Origin of the sequence: Blastococcus sp. HT6-30, from assembly GCF_039729015.1 — a bacterium.
In the GTDB taxonomy this organism is placed as follows: Bacteria; Actinomycetota; Actinomycetes; order Mycobacteriales; family Geodermatophilaceae; genus Blastococcus.
Window position 1 is genome coordinate 503,522 of the sequence record NZ_CP155792.1, and the last position, 14,055, is coordinate 517,576.

15 protein-coding genes and 1 tRNA gene are annotated in these 14,055 nt (G+C 75.6%); 9 read left to right on the forward strand and 7 right to left on the reverse strand.

Features of this window, described 5'->3' with window-relative positions; all coding sequences use genetic code 11:
- Nucleotides 1-90: 90 nt before the first annotated feature.
- The 3 genes from radA to ABC795_RS02350 form a co-directional block, all read right to left on the reverse strand.
- A complete protein-coding gene (gene radA, locus ABC795_RS02340; protein ID WP_347059257.1) occupies nucleotides 91-1,458 on the reverse strand; it encodes a DNA repair protein RadA in 1,368 nt (455 codons plus the stop codon).
- A 99-nt stretch (nucleotides 1,459-1,557) separates the two neighbouring features.
- Complete coding sequence (locus ABC795_RS02345; RefSeq protein ID WP_347059258.1) at nucleotides 1,558-2,229, reverse strand: copper chaperone PCu(A)C; 672 nt, start codon at nucleotides 2,227-2,229, stop codon at nucleotides 1,558-1,560.
- 147 nt (nucleotides 2,230-2,376) lie between these two features.
- Nucleotides 2,377-3,204 (reverse strand): UbiA family prenyltransferase, encoded by an 828-nt coding sequence (locus tag ABC795_RS02350; protein ID WP_347059260.1) that lies wholly within the window; start codon nucleotides 3,202-3,204, stop codon nucleotides 2,377-2,379.
- Nucleotides 3,205-3,358: 154 nt separating this feature from the next.
- Between ABC795_RS02350 and ABC795_RS02355 the strand changes: the two genes are divergently transcribed.
- The 5 genes from ABC795_RS02355 to rlmB are packed head-to-tail and all read left to right on the forward strand — an operon-like array spanning nucleotide 3,359 to nucleotide 7,541.
- Nucleotides 3,359-3,841 carry a CarD family transcriptional regulator gene (locus tag ABC795_RS02355; protein ID WP_347059261.1) on the forward strand — a complete coding sequence of 161 codons (483 nt, stop codon included), beginning with the start codon at nucleotides 3,359-3,361 and terminating at the stop codon, nucleotides 3,839-3,841.
- A gap of 38 nt (nucleotides 3,842-3,879) precedes the next feature.
- Complete coding sequence (ispD, locus tag ABC795_RS02360; RefSeq protein ID WP_347059262.1) at nucleotides 3,880-4,638, forward strand: 2-C-methyl-D-erythritol 4-phosphate cytidylyltransferase; 759 nt, start codon at nucleotides 3,880-3,882, stop codon at nucleotides 4,636-4,638.
- Nucleotides 4,635-5,147, forward strand: coding sequence for a 2-C-methyl-D-erythritol 2,4-cyclodiphosphate synthase (gene ispF / locus ABC795_RS02365; protein ID WP_347059263.1), 513 nt, complete (start codon nucleotides 4,635-4,637; stop codon nucleotides 5,145-5,147). Before ispD ends, ispF begins: the two co-directional genes overlap by 4 nt.
- A 25-nt stretch (nucleotides 5,148-5,172) precedes the next feature.
- Nucleotides 5,173-6,579, forward strand: a complete 1,407-nt coding sequence (gene cysS, locus ABC795_RS02370) for a cysteine--tRNA ligase (RefSeq protein WP_347059264.1) — start codon at nucleotides 5,173-5,175, stop codon at nucleotides 6,577-6,579.
- Nucleotides 6,579-7,541: a 23S rRNA (guanosine(2251)-2'-O)-methyltransferase RlmB gene (gene rlmB, locus ABC795_RS02375; protein WP_347060672.1), complete on the forward strand. Its 963-nt coding sequence runs from the start codon at nucleotides 6,579-6,581 to the stop codon at nucleotides 7,539-7,541. Before cysS ends, rlmB begins: the two co-directional genes overlap by 1 nt.
- A 2-nt stretch (nucleotides 7,542-7,543) precedes the next feature.
- On the opposite strand, the gene ABC795_RS02380 is transcribed toward rlmB, so the two are convergent.
- From ABC795_RS02380 to ABC795_RS02390, 3 genes are all read right to left on the reverse strand, one after another.
- Complete coding sequence (locus tag ABC795_RS02380) at nucleotides 7,544-8,824, reverse strand: DUF445 domain-containing protein (protein WP_347059265.1); 1,281 nt, start codon at nucleotides 8,822-8,824, stop codon at nucleotides 7,544-7,546.
- A gap of 42 nt (nucleotides 8,825-8,866) precedes the next feature.
- Nucleotides 8,867-10,129, reverse strand: coding sequence for a trypsin-like peptidase domain-containing protein (locus ABC795_RS02385; protein ID WP_347059266.1), 1,263 nt, complete (start codon nucleotides 10,127-10,129; stop codon nucleotides 8,867-8,869).
- Between the two features lie 105 nt (nucleotides 10,130-10,234).
- Entirely contained in the window at nucleotides 10,235-11,008 is a 774-nt protein-coding gene (locus ABC795_RS02390) for an ABC transporter permease (protein ID WP_347059267.1), read from the reverse strand.
- Between the two features lie 139 nt (nucleotides 11,009-11,147).
- Here ABC795_RS02390 and ABC795_RS02395 point away from each other — a divergent pair, with 139 nt between their 5' ends.
- Together ABC795_RS02395 and ABC795_RS02400 are read left to right on the forward strand one after the other, a co-directional pair.
- Complete coding sequence (locus ABC795_RS02395) at nucleotides 11,148-11,840, forward strand: hypothetical protein (protein WP_347059268.1); 693 nt, start codon at nucleotides 11,148-11,150, stop codon at nucleotides 11,838-11,840.
- Between the two features lie 201 nt (nucleotides 11,841-12,041).
- A tRNA-Thr gene (locus ABC795_RS02400) sits at nucleotides 12,042-12,114 on the forward strand.
- Here the strand turns inward: ABC795_RS02400 and ABC795_RS02405 are convergent.
- Nucleotides 12,114-12,512, reverse strand: a complete 399-nt coding sequence (locus ABC795_RS02405; RefSeq protein ID WP_347059269.1) for a DUF5313 family protein — start codon at nucleotides 12,510-12,512, stop codon at nucleotides 12,114-12,116. The genes ABC795_RS02400 and ABC795_RS02405 overlap by 1 nt on opposite strands.
- Before the next feature lie 74 nt (nucleotides 12,513-12,586).
- On the opposite strand from ABC795_RS02405, the gene rarD reads away from it, so the two are divergent.
- Together rarD and ABC795_RS02415 are read left to right on the forward strand one after the other, a co-directional pair.
- Nucleotides 12,587-13,504, forward strand: a complete 918-nt coding sequence (gene rarD / locus ABC795_RS02410) for an EamA family transporter RarD (RefSeq protein WP_347059270.1) — start codon at nucleotides 12,587-12,589, stop codon at nucleotides 13,502-13,504.
- A gap of 116 nt (nucleotides 13,505-13,620) precedes the next feature.
- Nucleotides 13,621-13,959 carry a DUF3263 domain-containing protein gene (locus ABC795_RS02415; RefSeq protein ID WP_347059271.1) on the forward strand — a complete coding sequence of 113 codons (339 nt, stop codon included), beginning with the start codon at nucleotides 13,621-13,623 and terminating at the stop codon, nucleotides 13,957-13,959.
- The last annotated feature ends 96 nt before the right edge of the window (nucleotides 13,960-14,055 follow it).

Below are 14,055 nucleotides of genomic sequence, written 5' to 3' on the forward strand. Positions count from 1 at the left end.
GGGGCTGAGTCTACGTCCCCGGAGAGGGGTCCGGGCGCGCTCGGGGTGGCCGCCCCGGTGGGCGACCTCTCGATACGAGACCCTACGGGCTCAGAACAGCTTGTGGAAGGCCGTTCCGAGGTCGGGGACCTCGATCAGGCGCATGCCTGCGGGGGCGTTGCCGGCGTCGGGGGGGACGAGCGCGACCCGGTATCCCTGGCGGGCGGCCTCGGCCAGCCGGCGACCGGTCCCGCCCACCCGCCGGATCTCGCCGGAGAGCCCGACCTCGCCGAGGGCCACCATGCCGGCGGGGAGCGGGGTGTCCTTGGCGGCGGACGCGATCGCCAGGGCCAGGGCCAGGTCGGCCGCCGGCTCGGCGATCCGCACGCCACCGACCGAGGCCGCGAACACGTCGGCATCGGCGAGCTTCACGCGCCCGCGCCGCTCCACCACGGCGTTGACCATGGCCACCCGCTGCCCGTCCAACCCGCTGACGGCGCGGCGCGGGGACCCGCCCCCGCCGGTGCTCGCCACCAGCGCCTGGACCTCGGCCACCAGTGGCCGGCTGCCCTCCAGCGTCACGGTGACGCAGCTGCCGGGAACCGGATCGGCCCGCCGTGACACGAAGAGCGCCGACGGGTCGGGAACGCCGACGACGCCGCTGTCGCCGATCTCGAAGCAGCCGATCTCGTCGGCGGGGCCGAACCGGTTCTTGGTGGCCCGCACCAGGCGCAGGGTGGAGTGCCGCTCGCCGTCGAAGGAGATGACCACGTCGACCAGGTGCTCGAGCGTGCGGGGACCGGCGATGGCGCCGTCCTTCGTCACGTGGCCGACCAGGATGGTCGTCATGCCGCGGCTCTTCGCCACGCCGGTGAGCGCCGAGGCCACGGCGCGCACCTGGGTGGAGCCGCCGTCGGTGCCCTCGACGGCGGGGGAGCGCACGGTCTGCACGCTGTCGAGGACCAGGAGCGAGGGGTTGACCGCCTCCACGTGAGCCAGCACGGCGGACAGCTCGGTCTCCGCGGCCAGGTACAGCTGGTCGTGCAGGGCGCCGATCCGCTCGGCCCGCAGCCGCACCTGCCCGGCGGACTCCTCGCCGGACACGACCAGCGCCGGGCCGTTGGCGGCGGCGACGCGCTGGGCGACCTCGAGCAGCAGGGTGGACTTGCCGACCCCCGGTTCGCCGGCGACGAGCAGGACGGCGCCGGGCACCAGGCCGCCACCGAGCACACGGTCGAACTCCGCGATGCCCGTGGGCACCGCGCGGGCCCCGGCCAGCTCCACCTGGGCGATCGGCCGGGCCGGGGCGCTGACCTGGCCGGCGGAGACGGCGCGGAGGCCGCTCACCGCGGCGCCGGTCTCCTGCAGCGTGCCCCAGGCTTGGCACTCGGGGCAGCGCCCGACCCACTTGGCCGATGCGTGGCCGCACTCGGTGCAGCGGTGGGCGGGGCGAGCGGACTTCACTCCGGGGGCGGGCACGGGCTGGACGCTAACCGCGGCTACCGACACTTCCGCGGAGAACGCGCGACGGCGGCTCCCCGGGAGGAGCCGCCGTCCACCGGTGGTGCGGGGGAGGGGTCAGCCGTGCTGCTCGTCGACGTTCTCCGGGTTTCCGCCGCCGGCGACCTCGGTGTCCCGCTGGTTGGCCCCCTCGCCGTGCTCCTCCTGGTGGAAGTCGAAGGACTCGTCGCGCTCGAGGACCTCGTCGGGCGTGGCCACCGGGGCGCCCACGCTGACCTCGCCGGCGTTCTCGAAGGTGAGGACCAGCTCGACGCGCTGGCCGGTGGTCAGCGCCTGGTCCAGGTCGGTCAGCGTGATCACCGGGCCGCCCTCGGCGCCGACGAACACGGTGGAGCGGGCCGGGATCTCGAGCTCGTCGGCGGCCCCCGCGCCGCCGCCGGAGGGGGTCGGCGCCTGCGGCGCCGCGCTGGTGGACGGCGAGGCCGCGGCGGTGTCGATGACCGCCTCGCCGAACCCCTCGCCGGTGATGCCGGTCAGCGTGTCGGCCTCGTTGGAGCCGTTCACGATGGCCAGCTCGAGGGTGGCGTCGTCGCCGGCCTCGTACGCGCCGCCCTCGGGGTAGGCGATGTTGACGGCGCGCAGGGTGATGTCGCCGACCTGGGCCATGGCGCCGGCCTTGTCGCGCTCCTGGGTGGCGGTCTGCGTCACCTGCCCCGCGCTGCACGCGGCGAGCGCGGGCGGGGAGAGGAGCAGAACGCCCATCGTGGCGGCGCGCAGAGCGCGGTTCACAGCCGTCGACCTCCAGCAGGACCGTGCCGGCCACCGCGGGATCGGTGGCACGGAGACCCCAGGAGCCTATCGGTCGCCTTCCTGCCCCGCCCGCAGGGACAGGTCGGCGCCGCGCCGCCCGGCTGCGGGCGGTGCCCGGCCGGGGGCTCAGGCCAGGGCTGCCCCGCCGCTGACCAGCAGGACCACGTCGAGGACCGTCAGGAGCAGCACGGCCGGGAAGGCCAGCCTGCGGAAGCGCGGCACGCCGCCCGACAGGCCGGCCACGACGGCGGCCGGTGCGGTCAGCGCGAGCGCCGCCCAGCCGGCCGCCGTCGGTGCGCCGCGCGGGCCGAGCACGAGTACCAGGGACGCCGCCGCGAGGAGCAGCGCCCCGGAGACGGCCGACGCCCGTGGCCCCAGCCGGTGGGGCAGCCCCCGGACGCCGGTGGCCAGGTCGTCCTCGAGGTCCGGCGCGACGTTCGCGAGATGGGCGGCCGCGCCGAGGGCGGCGCCCGCGGTGACGAGCCACCACGGGGCGACCGCGGTCCCGGGCGCGGCGGCGACCACCCCGGCGGGCAGGGCGCCGAAGCCGACGACGTAGCCGGCGCCGGACCACGCCGTGCGCTTGAGGCCGGCGTTGTAGGCCCAGCCGCTGGCGACGAGCAGGAGGAGGAGCAGGCCGGGCACGGCGCCGAGGAGGAGGGAGAGGACGACGGCGGTGGCGGCTGCCAGCACGGCCGCGCCGCGCAGCGACCGGGGCGTCAGGGCGCCCTGCACGACCGGCTTGTCCGCGCGCGCCACGGCCCGGTCGCGGTCGGCGTCGAGCCAGTCGTTGCTCCAGCCGATGGAGGCCTGACCTGCGAGAACGGCGGCGCAGAGCAGTGCGGCCCGGCCGGCCGGGACGTCCGCGGCGACCGCCAGGAGGGTGGCGACGACGGTGACCGCGACCGCCGGGCCGGGGTGGGTCGCGAGGACCAGTGCCCGGATGGTGGCCATCGGCCGGAACACCTCCGCAGGCACATGAATCACGCCGTGTCAACCCCTCCAGGGCTCCGGACCAGGCCGCTGACCTGCATCTTTACTGACCTGGCCCGATCCGTTCGCAAGTTTGCCGTGCTAACCTGGGGGAAGCGAAAGGGGTCACATACACATGGGCTTCACTGTCGGCGAGACCGTCGTCTATCCGCACCACGGGGCCGCTCTCATCGAGGCGATCGAGAAGCGAACCATCAAGGGCGTAGAGAAGGCCTACCTCGTGCTGAAGGTCGCCCAGGGCGACCTCACCGTGCGCGTGCCGGCCGACAACGCAGAGATCGTCGGCGTCCGTGACGTCGTCGGTCAGGAGGGGCTCAACCGCGTGTTCGAGGTGCTCCGCGCCCCGCACACCGAGGAGCCGACGAACTGGTCGCGCCGCTACAAGGCCAATCTCGAGAAGTTGGCCTCGGGTGACGTGAACAAGGTCGCCGAGGTCGTGCGTGACCTCTGGCGTCGTGACAAGGACCGGGGCCTCTCCGCGGGCGAGAAGCGCATGCTGTCCAAGGCCCGCCAGATCCTGGTGAGCGAGCTCGCGCTCGCCGAGGGCACCAACGAGGACAAGGCCGAGGTCCTGCTCGACGAGGTCCTCGCCAGCTGAGCGCTCCGCGCGACCCCAGGACGAACCGAACCGCTCCCGTGCACGCTGCCGCCATCGTCGCAGCGGCCGGGAGCGGTTCGCGTCTGGGCGCCGACCGGCCGAAGGCGCTGGTCCCGCTGGCGGGGCGCCCGCTGGTCACCTGGGCCGTCGAGGGCCTGCTGGCCGCCGGCGTGACCGAGGTCGTCGTCACCGTGCCGCCCGCCGAGCGCGCAGCCTTCGCGGCCGCCCTGCCCGCGGCGGTGCGGTTGGTCGACGGGGGCAGCACCCGCACGGCCTCCGTCCGGGCCGGTCTGGCCGCCCTGAGCGGCCCCGGCCGCCCCGTGGCCGACGTCGTCCTCGTCCACGACGCCGCGCGCCCGCTGACCCCGTCCGACGTCGTCGCCCGGGTGCTCGGTGCCCTGGCCGCCGGCGCCCCGGCGGTCGTGCCGGTCCTCCCCGTCGTCGACACCACGGTGGCGGTCGACGACGACGGCGTGGTCGTCGAGGCGGTGCCGCGCGCCCCGCTGCGCCGGGTGCAGACGCCGCAGGGTTTCGACCGCGCGATCCTGGTCGCCGCCTACGCCGCCCTGGACGACGCCGCCGAGCTGACCGACGACGCCGCCGTCGTCCGGGCCGCCGGCGTTCCGGTGCGCACGGTTCCCGGTGACGAGCGCGCCGCCAAGATCACCGTTCCGCACGACCTGGTCCTCGCGGAGATGAGCGTGCGGACGACGGGCGAGCGGGCATCGCAGGGAGCGCCGGCGACCGAGGAGCGGAACGAGCCCGGAGCCGAGCCGTCGTGCGAGGTGGCGCGATGACCGTTCCGGACCTGCCGCGCGTCGGCATCGGCACCGACGTCCACCCGATCGAGCCGGCCCGGCCTTGCTGGCTGGCCGGGCTCGAGTGGCCGGGTGCCGACGGCTGCGCCGGGCATTCGGACGGCGACGTCGTGGCCCACGCCCTCACCGACGCCGTCCTCTCCGCCGCCGGGCTCGGCGACATCGGCGGGCTGCTCGGCACCGACGACCCCCGCTGGGCCGGGGCGCGCGGCGCCGACGTCCTCGCCCACGTCCGCGAGGTGCTGGACGCGGCGGGCTGGCGGGTGGGCAACGCCTCGGTGCAGCTGGTGTCCACGACGCCGAAGCTGGGACCGCGTCGCGGCGAGGCCGAGGCGGTCCTGACCGCGGCCCTCGGCGCCCCCGTGAGCGTCACCGCGACCACCACCGACGGGCTCGGGCTCACCGGCCGGGGCGAGGGGCGGGCCGCCGTGGCCACGGCCCTGGTCGTCCGGACGGGAAGGCCGACGGTGCAGGCGCGCCGGCCCTGACCGGGGCCTCCGTAGACTCTGCGCAGTGAGCCTCCGCCTCTTCGACACCGCAGCCCGTGCGGTCCGGGACTTCGCGCCCCTGCGTCCGGGAGAGGCATCGGTCTACGTCTGCGGGCTCACCGTCCAGGGCCCGCCCCACGTGGGCCACGTACGCGCCGCCCTCGCCTTCGACGTGCTGCGCCGCTGGCTGACCGCCCAGGGGCTCGACGTCACCTACGTCCGCAACGTCACCGACATCGACGACAAGATCCTGGCGAAGGCCGCGGCGGCCGGCGTCCCGTGGTGGGCGTGGGCCTACGAGAACGAGCGTGCCTGCACCCGTGCCTACGACGTCCTCGGCGTCCTGCCGCCCACCTACGAGCCGCGGGCGACCGGGCACGTTCCCGAGATGGTCGAGCTGATGGCCCGCCTCATCCAGCGCGGCCACGCCTACGCCGTCGACGGCGACGTCTACTTCGACGTGCGGTCCTTCCCGGAGTACGGCGCCCTGACCGGGCAGCGGCTTTCCGAGCTGCAGCCCGCGGCCGACACCGAGACCGACGAGCGCAAGCGGGACCCGCGTGACTTCGCGCTGTGGAAGGCCGCCAAGCCCGGCGAGCCGGAGACCGCCTCGTGGCCCACGCCGTGGGGCCGCGGCCGGCCGGGCTGGCACCTGGAGTGCTCGGCGATGGCGAGGCGCTACCTCGGGGCCGAGTTCGACATCCACGGGGGCGGGCTCGACCTGCGCTTTCCGCACCACGAGAACGAGCAGGCGCAGTCCCGCGCTGCCGGTGACGGGTTCGCGCAGTACTGGTTGCACAACGGCTGGGTGACCCTCGGCGGCGAGAAGATGAGCAAGTCGCTGGGCAACACCGCCCTGGTCGACGAGGTCGTGCGGCGGGTGCGCCCCGTCGAGCTCCGGTACTACCTGGTGGCGCCGCACTACCGCTCGACCATCGAGTTCACCGACTCCGCACTGGAGGAGGCCGGGTCGGCCTACCGCCGGATCGAGTCGTTCGTGAAGCGGGCGGTCGAGCGGGTGGGCGCCGACGCGGGCGCGCCGGTGCTGTGCGCCGACTTCAGCAACGCCCTCGACGACGACCTCGGCACCCCGGCGGCCGTGGCCGCGATCCACGAGACGGTCCGCGAGGGCAACACCGCCCTGGCCGACGGGGACGACCGGGCGGTCGCGGGCACGCTGGGGTCGGTCCGGGCCATGCTCGGCGTGCTGGGCCTCGACCCGCTGGACCCGCAGTGGGCCGCCGCCGGCGCCGATGACGAGAAGCTGACCCGGGCAGCCGACGGACTGGTCGCCCTTGCCCTGGAGCAGCGCCAGGCTGCCCGGGCACGCAAGGACTTCGCGGCCGCGGACGCCATCCGCGACCAGCTCGCCGCCCTCGGCGTCACCGTCGAGGACACCCCTTCCGGACCCCGATGGGAGCTGACCTCCTGATGGCCGGCAACAGCCAGCGCCGCGGCCGCAGCGACGGAGCGGGCAAGAAGCGCGCCACCGCCGGGACCGGCGGCAAGAACCGCCGCTCCCTCGCCGGCCGGGGTGCCACCCCGCCCGCCGAGGCGCGGCCCGGGCACCCGGCCCAGCGCCGGGCGGCCGCCGACGCGAAGGCGCGGGCCGACCGAGCCCGCGCCCGCCAGCGCGCCGAGGAGTCACCGGAGCTGCTGCTCGGCCGCAACCCGGTGGTCGAGGCGCTGCGCGCGCAGATCCCCGCCACGGCGCTCTACGTCGTCACCGGTGACACGACGCGCGGCGGCACCGACGAGCGGATCGCCGAGGCCCTCGCGCTGGCGGCCGACCGTGGCCTGCCGCTGCTCGAGGTCGGCAAGGGCGAGTTCGACCGGATGTCTCAGGGTGCGCTGCACCAGGGCATCGGCCTGCAGGTCCCGCCGTACGACTACGCCCACCCCGAGGACCTGCTCGACATCGCCCGCGACTCCGGCCGGGCACCGCTGATCGTGGCGATGGACGGCGTCACCGACCCCCGCAACCTCGGCGCGGTGGTCCGCTCCGCGGCCGCCTTCGACGCGCACGGGGTCGTCGTTCCGCAGCGCCGCGCCGTCGGCATGACCGCCTCGGCCTGGCGCACGAGCGCCGGCGCGGCGGCCCGCCTGCGGGTGGCCCGCGCGGTCAACCTGCCGCGGGCGCTCGCCGCCTACCAGGACGCCGGGCTGCAGACGGTGGGCCTGGCCGGCGACGGCGACGTCGACCTGCACGAGTACGACGGCTTCGCCGACCCGGTGGCGCTCGTCGTCGGCGCCGAGGGCACCGGCCTGTCGCGGCTGGTGCGGGAGAAGTGCGACGTCGTCGTGCGCATCCCGATCGACCGGGACACCGAATCGCTCAACGTCAGCGTCGCCGCAGGCATCGCGCTCCACGCCGCGGCGGCCGCCCGCCGCTGAACTCAGCCGAGCAGCTGCGCCACGGTGTAGATGACCAGGCCGGCGAGACCGCCCACCACGGTGCCGTTGACCCGGATCCACTGCAGGTCGCGGCCCACCTGGAGCTCGATGCGGCGACTGGTCTCGTCGGTGTCCCAGCGCGCGACGGTGCTGCTGACCAGGTCTGCGAGGTCGCCGGAGAAGCGCTCCACGACGTAGCTGGCCGCGCGGGCGCTGTGCCGCTGCACCAGCTCCCGCACCGCGGGGTCGGTCTGCAGGAGGCGGGCTCCGTCGCGGATCAGCGCCGTCACCCGCGCCCGCAGCGGGGAGTCCGGGTCGGCGGCCGCGGCGAGCAGCCCGTCCTTGGCGGTGGTCCAGAGGGAACCCGACCAGGTGCGGACGGCGGGGTGCTCCAGCAGCTCCTTCTTGAACTCCTCGACCCGGGCGGCGGTGTCCGGATCGGTGCGCAGCGCGTGCACGTAGGCCTGCAGCCGGGCGTCGTAGGAGCGCCGCAGCTCGTGCCGGGGGTCGGCGCCGACCTCCTCCAGGAAGGCCTGCACACCGGCGAAGGCGCGGTCGAAGACCCGGTCGTCGACCCAGTCGGGCACCCAGGCGGGCGACGCGTCGCCCAGCTGCGCGCGGAAGACCAGCCGGTTCTCATCGAGGAAGCGGGCCATCAGCCGCAGCGCCGCGGACAGCACCTCCTGGTGCCGGCCGCCGTCGACCACCAGCTCGACGACCCGCGCCAGTGGCGGGGCGGCCGGCGTCTCGTGCAGCTTCCGGTCGACGAGCGCCGCGACGGCGGGCTGCACGTCCTCGTCCTTGAGCAGGTCGGTGAGGCCGGAGAGCACGGTGGCGGCGTCCCCGCCCAGGCGCTCGGCCCGGCCGGGCGCGGCCAGGAAGGCACCCAGCCGGCCCGGGACGTCGATGTTCCCCAGCTTCTCCTCGACGACCGCGCGGGTGAGGAAGTTCTCCTGCACGAAGGCGCCCAGGCTCTCGCCGATCTGGTCCTTCTTGCGCGGGATGATCGCGGTGTGCGGGATCGGCAGCCGCAGCGGGTGCCGGAACAGCGCGGTGACGGCGAACCAGTCCGCGAGCGCGCCGACCATGGAGGCCTCGGCCGTGGCCCGCACGTAGCCGACCCAGGCGCCGGCGTCCTCACCGAGCAGCACGCACCCGAGGAAGACCGCGGCGGCGAGCAGGAACAGCCCGGTCGCAAACCGCTTCATCCGGGCCAGGTCACGGGCCCGCGCCGGGTCGTCGAGCGCCCCGGTCAGGGGTGCGGTCGGTCGGGGTGCGGCCACCCGGCCCAGCCTAGGGACCGGGCCGGGAGCCGCCTCCGGGTGTCAGTTGGTCTTCCCCAGGGTGACCTCGACGGTCCGGGCGTCCGAACCACGGCGGACGGTCAGCTCGACGGTCTTGCCGGGCGCCTGGCTGCGGATCGCGGCGGTCAGCTCCGTGGACGTGGTCACCGGGCGGTCGCCGACAGCGGTGACGACGTCGCCGGCCTGCAGCGCGGCCTCATCGGCGGCGCTGCCCGGCTCGACGGTGGCCACCTCCGCGCCCGTGCCGACCTCGCGGTTCTGGTCGTCGGTGGCGGTGCGCGCGGTCACCCCGAGGAAGGCGCGGCTCGCGGTGCCGGTCGAGATGATCTCCTGGGCGACGCGCTGGGCGGTGTTGCCCGGGATCGCGAAGCCGACGCCGATGTTGCCGCTCTGCGACTGCCCACCCGGGAGGCCGGAGGCGACGGTCGCGATGGCGGTGTTGATGCCGATCACCTCGCCGGCGCCGTCGACCAGCGCGCCGCCGGAGTTGCCGGGGTTGATCGCGGCGTCGGTCTGGATGGCGTCCAGCACGGTGGCGTCGTCCTGCGTCGATGCGGTGGCGACGGCGCGCCCGGTGGCGCTGATGATCCCGTCGGTCACCGTGTTCGACAGGCCCAGCGGGGCGCCGATGGCGACGGCGACGTCGCCGATCTGCACCTCGTCGGAGTCGGCGAACGTGGCCGGCACGAGGTCCTCGGCGCCGTCGAGGCGGAGCACGGCGAGGTCGAAGTCGGGGTCGGTGCCCACGATCTGGGCGTCGTAGAGCGTGCCGTCAGCGGTGCGCACCTGCACCGTGCCGGAGCCCCCGCCGTCGCCCGCGACGACGTGGTTGTTGGTGAGCACGTAGCCGTCGGCGGTGAGGATGACACCGGAGCCGCTGCCCGCGCTGGCGCCCGTGCTCACGTAGACGGTGACGACGCTCGGCGCGGCCTTGGCCGCGGCGGCCGTGGCGGTGGTCGCCCGCTCCGGGTTCTCGATGGTCACGCTCTGCGCGGACGCCGAGGACGCCGTGGAGCCGGCCGGCTCGTCGAGCAGCGCGGTCACGCCGGCGCCGGCGCCGCCGCCGATGAGCGCGCCCGCGACCAGGCCCGCGAGGCCGATCCGCAGCCGTCCACCGCGTCGGGTCGTCGGCTGCTCGGGGGCGGGGGCGGGAGCGGATGAGGGCAGACCGCCGTAGCCGGGGTAGGTCACGGGGAACATGGGCTGCGGCGTCGTCGGCTGCTGCGGGGGCTGCCAGGTGAACTGGTGGCCCGCGCCGGGGTACTGGTGCTGGTGCTCGCTCACTGGTGGTCCTCTCCTCGCACAGCCGTCTGCGGCTGCTGCGTCGCTGTCCACTGTGCGACCGTCCTCTGGCGCAACGCTGGGGGGAGGCTGTGAGCTTCCTGGGTGCTACCGCGGCACGGGCAGGAGCCGCCCGCGCGCCACGAGCTCGGTGACCGCCCAGACGGCCAGCACCTCCGCCGCCAGCAGCCCGATGAGCACGAGCAGCTGCGCAGCGCCGGCCTCCAGCGGGTTGCCGCCGCCGAGCAGCACGCCGACGAAGGCGCCCGGCAGGGTGACCAGCCCGACGGTGCGCGTCTGGTCCAGCGGGGGCACGAGCGCGGTGCCGGCGACCGGCCGCGCGACCAGGAGGACGGCGTCGCGCGGTGGGAGCCCGAGGGCGAGCGCGGCCTCCACCTCGCCGTGCCGCTGGGCCAGCTCCTCCCGCAGCCGCCGGCCGGCCAGGGAGGTGGCGGTCATGGCGCCGCCGACGAGGATGCCGGCGATCGGGATGACGGCCTCTCCGCGCAGCGGCACGGTGCCGCTGACCAGGACGAGGGCCACGATGGGCGCCGCGCCGCCGAGGACGGGCAGTGCAGTGGCAGCCAACCGGGCGAGGGCCCCGGCGGAGCGCAGCGGCAGGTCGGTGGTGCGGCCGGCGGCGGTGACGGTCGCGACGGTGACCATGAGCAGCACGAAGGCGGCGGAGAGCCACAGGAAGTCGACGACGACCAGCAGGACGGCCGAGACGACGGCGAGCTGCACCGTGGCCCGCACCGCGGTGACCAGCACCGCGCGGTCCTCGCCGAGGCCGGACAGCCGGCCGCTGACGGCGGCCACTGCCGTCAGGGCGAGGAGGACGACGCCGAGCCGGAGGTCGAGGTCGACCACGGAGGAGCCCACGACCGCCGATCCTGCCGGGTGGGGCCGGCGTGCCCCGTGGCGGGTGATCGATCCGTGGCTCCGTGTGCATCACCGCCGGCGACGGGGTAGTGGCGGGGACGACGGGCGGTGCCCGTCATCCGCCCCGTTCCATCGCGCCGTGGAGACTGCCGTGCCCATCCGTGGTCCCTTCCTCCGGTTCCTGATCGGTCTCGGCCTGGCCTGCGCCGCCGTGGTGGCCGTCGTCGGCGGCATCGCCCTGCGCGGTCCCGGGCTCGTCGCCGTCTGCGTGTCCGGCGCCCTGGCCGGGTGCGTGGCCGCGGGGGTGGCCCGCGAGAACCCGACGCCCGCGCGCTGCTCCGCCCTCGAGGCAGTCGGCATGGTCGCAGCGGTGACGATCGGAGCGCTCCTGGTCGTCAGCGGCACGGCCGTGCTGGCCGGCGGCGCGGCGGCTCTGCTGCTCGTCGGTGTCGGGGTGGCCGCCTGGGCCGCGCTGCGCTGGGCGCGCGACCGCCGGGCGGCCGCCGCCCGGCCGGCCTCCGTGTCCGGCATCCACGCCGTCGCCGGCGGGTGGGTCCCGGCGCCGTCCCCGGCCGTCGCCGGGCAGGCGACCGCGGCGCTGGGCGAGGAGTGGCTGCGCACCGGCACCGAGCTGCAGGGCCCCCTCGCCCCGGCGGCGCGGCAGCGGATCGTGAGCCGGCGGGCCCAGGTGCTCGACGAGCTCGAGCGCCGGGACCCGGCCGGCTTCGCCCGCTGGCTCGCCGCCGGCCCCATGCACGGCCGCGACCCGGCCGGCTACGTCCGCAGCGAGCCGCCGCGCGCCGACCCCAGCACCGAGACCGAGGCGGCCTGAGGCGACCCTGCGTCGGCGCGCGGCCCGGTGGACCGGTCGGGTGGCGGTGGCGGGCACCCGGCGCCGTTCCGATGATCGCTCCGGGTCGACTCCGATCCCCGGCTCCCCGGACGACGCGCGGCAGCAGACGTCCTGACCGAGGTCCCGGAGCCGTGGCCCGGGATGTCCCTATCCTGGTGCGGGGCCTGGAGCTCATGTCCCGCCGGCGTGGCGCAATTGGTAGCGCACCCGACTTGTAATCGGGCGGTTAGGGGTTCGAGTCCCCTCGTCGGCTCAGTCGAAGCTGCCCGCGCCGTCCCGCCGATAGGGGGCCAGCCGCTCGACCCGGTCCCGCTCGGCCCGCTCGGTGCGCACCCGCGTGGCGGTGCCCGGCTCGTAGCCGGCCTTGGCCACCCGGTGCTCGATGGTCTCCACCATGTACGCCAGCGAGAAGAGCAGGCCCAGCAGCAGCCCGCCGCCCGCGGCGCTGAGCCGGTACACGAGCGGGACGGGGACCAGCAGCAGGCAGACGACGACGAGGGGCAGCAGCTGCACGGCCGCCCGCGCCAGGTGGCGCCACACCCAGGTGCTGCGCGTCGTGTCGGCCAGCACCCACGGCGCCAGTTCCCGGGGAAGCCCTCCACCGAGGGCGTACCAGACCCATTGCGCGGGGGTCGGCCGCTGTCTGCGCACGCTCCGACGGTAGGCCGCCGCGGAGCCGGGCGGCGCCCCGTCACGCCCGCCGGGCCCCGGCGTACCGTGCGGCCGTGGACGAGCGTCGCCTGGGGGTGGTCTCCGGGCTCGGCGCCTACGCGCTCTGGGGCGTGTTCCCGCTCTACTTCCCCCTCCTCGAGCCCGCCGGCGGGCTCGAGATCGTCGCGCACCGGGTGCTCTGGTCGCTGCTGTTCGTCGGGCTGCTGCTGACCGTCGTCCGCCGGTGGGGGCACGTGCGCGCGGCGGTGGGCAGCCCGCGCACGCTCCTGGTGCTGGCCGGGGCCGCGGTGCTCATCGCCGTGAACTGGCTGATCTACGTCTACGGCGTGAACTCCGGCCAGGTCGTGGAGACCTCGCTCGGCTACTTCATCAACCCGCTGGTCAGCGTGCTGCTGGGCGTGGTGGTCTTCGCCGAGCGGCTGCGCCCGCTGCAGTGGGTGGCCGTCGGCATCGCCGCCGTCGCCGTCGTCGTGCTGACCGTCGACTACGGGCGACCGCCGTGGATCGCGCTGGGCGTGGCCCTCAGCTTCGGCCTCTACGGCCTCATGAAGAAGCTCGTGAAGGTCGAGGCGGCGCCCGGGTTGTTCCTGGAGACGGCCCTGGTCGCCGTCCCTGCCGGCGTCGTCCTGGCGGTCCTGCACACCGGGGGCAGCGGGACCTTCGCCAACGCCGGCGTCGGGCACGCCTTGCTCCTGGCCAGCGCGGGGGCGGCGACGGCGGTGCCGCTCCTGCTCTTCGCGGCGGCCGCTCGGCGGATCCCGCTGTCGACGGTGGGGCTGCTGCAGTACCTGACCCCGCTGATGCAGCTGGCGATCGGCGTCTTCTTCTACGGCGAGCCGATGCCGCCCGCGCGGCTGGCCGGTTTCGTCATCGTCTGGGTCGCCCTCGCCGTCTTCACCGTCGACACCCTGCGACACGCCCGGGCCGGGGCCCGGAGGGCCGGCCGGGACGTGGTGGTCGCCACTCCCTGAGATCACCGGGAGCCCGGCGCGGCGCTCGGCCGGAAACGTCGGTGGCCGGGGCTACCGTCCTCCTCGAGCCGCCCGGGGTCCCCGGGAGGCGGAGCGTGGCAGGAGATGGACGAACCATGAGCAGCGACCCAGCCCCCGTGGTCTCCCCGCCCCGGGCCGAGGGGTCAGGGGAGGGAACCGCGCAGGTCGGCGGCGCGGCGCTGTCCCGGCGGGAGCACGACATGCTCGGTTTCGAGCGGCAGTGGTGGCGGCGGGCCGGTGCCAAGGAGACGGCGATCCGCGACCTGTTCGGCACGACGCCGACCCGGTACTACCAGGCGCTCAACGCCCTGGTGGACCGTCCGGAAGCGATGGCCGTCGATCCGTTGCTGGTCCGGCGTCTCCGTCGGCTGCGCACGGCGCGGCAGCGGACGCGTTCCTCGCAGATCCTGGGCAAGGGGAATCACATCGATTAGATTCGGTGACCGTGGGCAGGCACGCCGCGTCAGGCAGTGACGGACTAGGTCGAGGGAACCCTTCTGCGACCGCTGGGCGGCGCAGGACCGATGCCC

Excerpts from the sequence above, each read along its gene's own strand:
- ABC795_RS02350 (WP_347059260.1), bottom strand. The coding sequence starts at position 3,204 with ATGGCCACCATCCGGGCACTGGTCCTCGCGACCCACCCCGGCCCGGCG.
- ABC795_RS02355 (WP_347059261.1), top strand. The coding sequence starts at position 3,359 with ATGGGCTTCACTGTCGGCGAGACCGTCGTCTATCCGCACCACGGGGCC.
- ispF (WP_347059263.1), top strand. The coding sequence starts at position 4,635 with ATGACCGTTCCGGACCTGCCGCGCGTCGGCATCGGCACCGACGTCCAC.
- rlmB (WP_347060672.1), top strand. The coding sequence starts at position 6,579 with ATGGCCGGCAACAGCCAGCGCCGCGGCCGCAGCGACGGAGCGGGCAAG.
- ABC795_RS02415 (WP_347059271.1), top strand. The coding sequence starts at position 13,621 with ATGAGCAGCGACCCAGCCCCCGTGGTCTCCCCGCCCCGGGCCGAGGGG.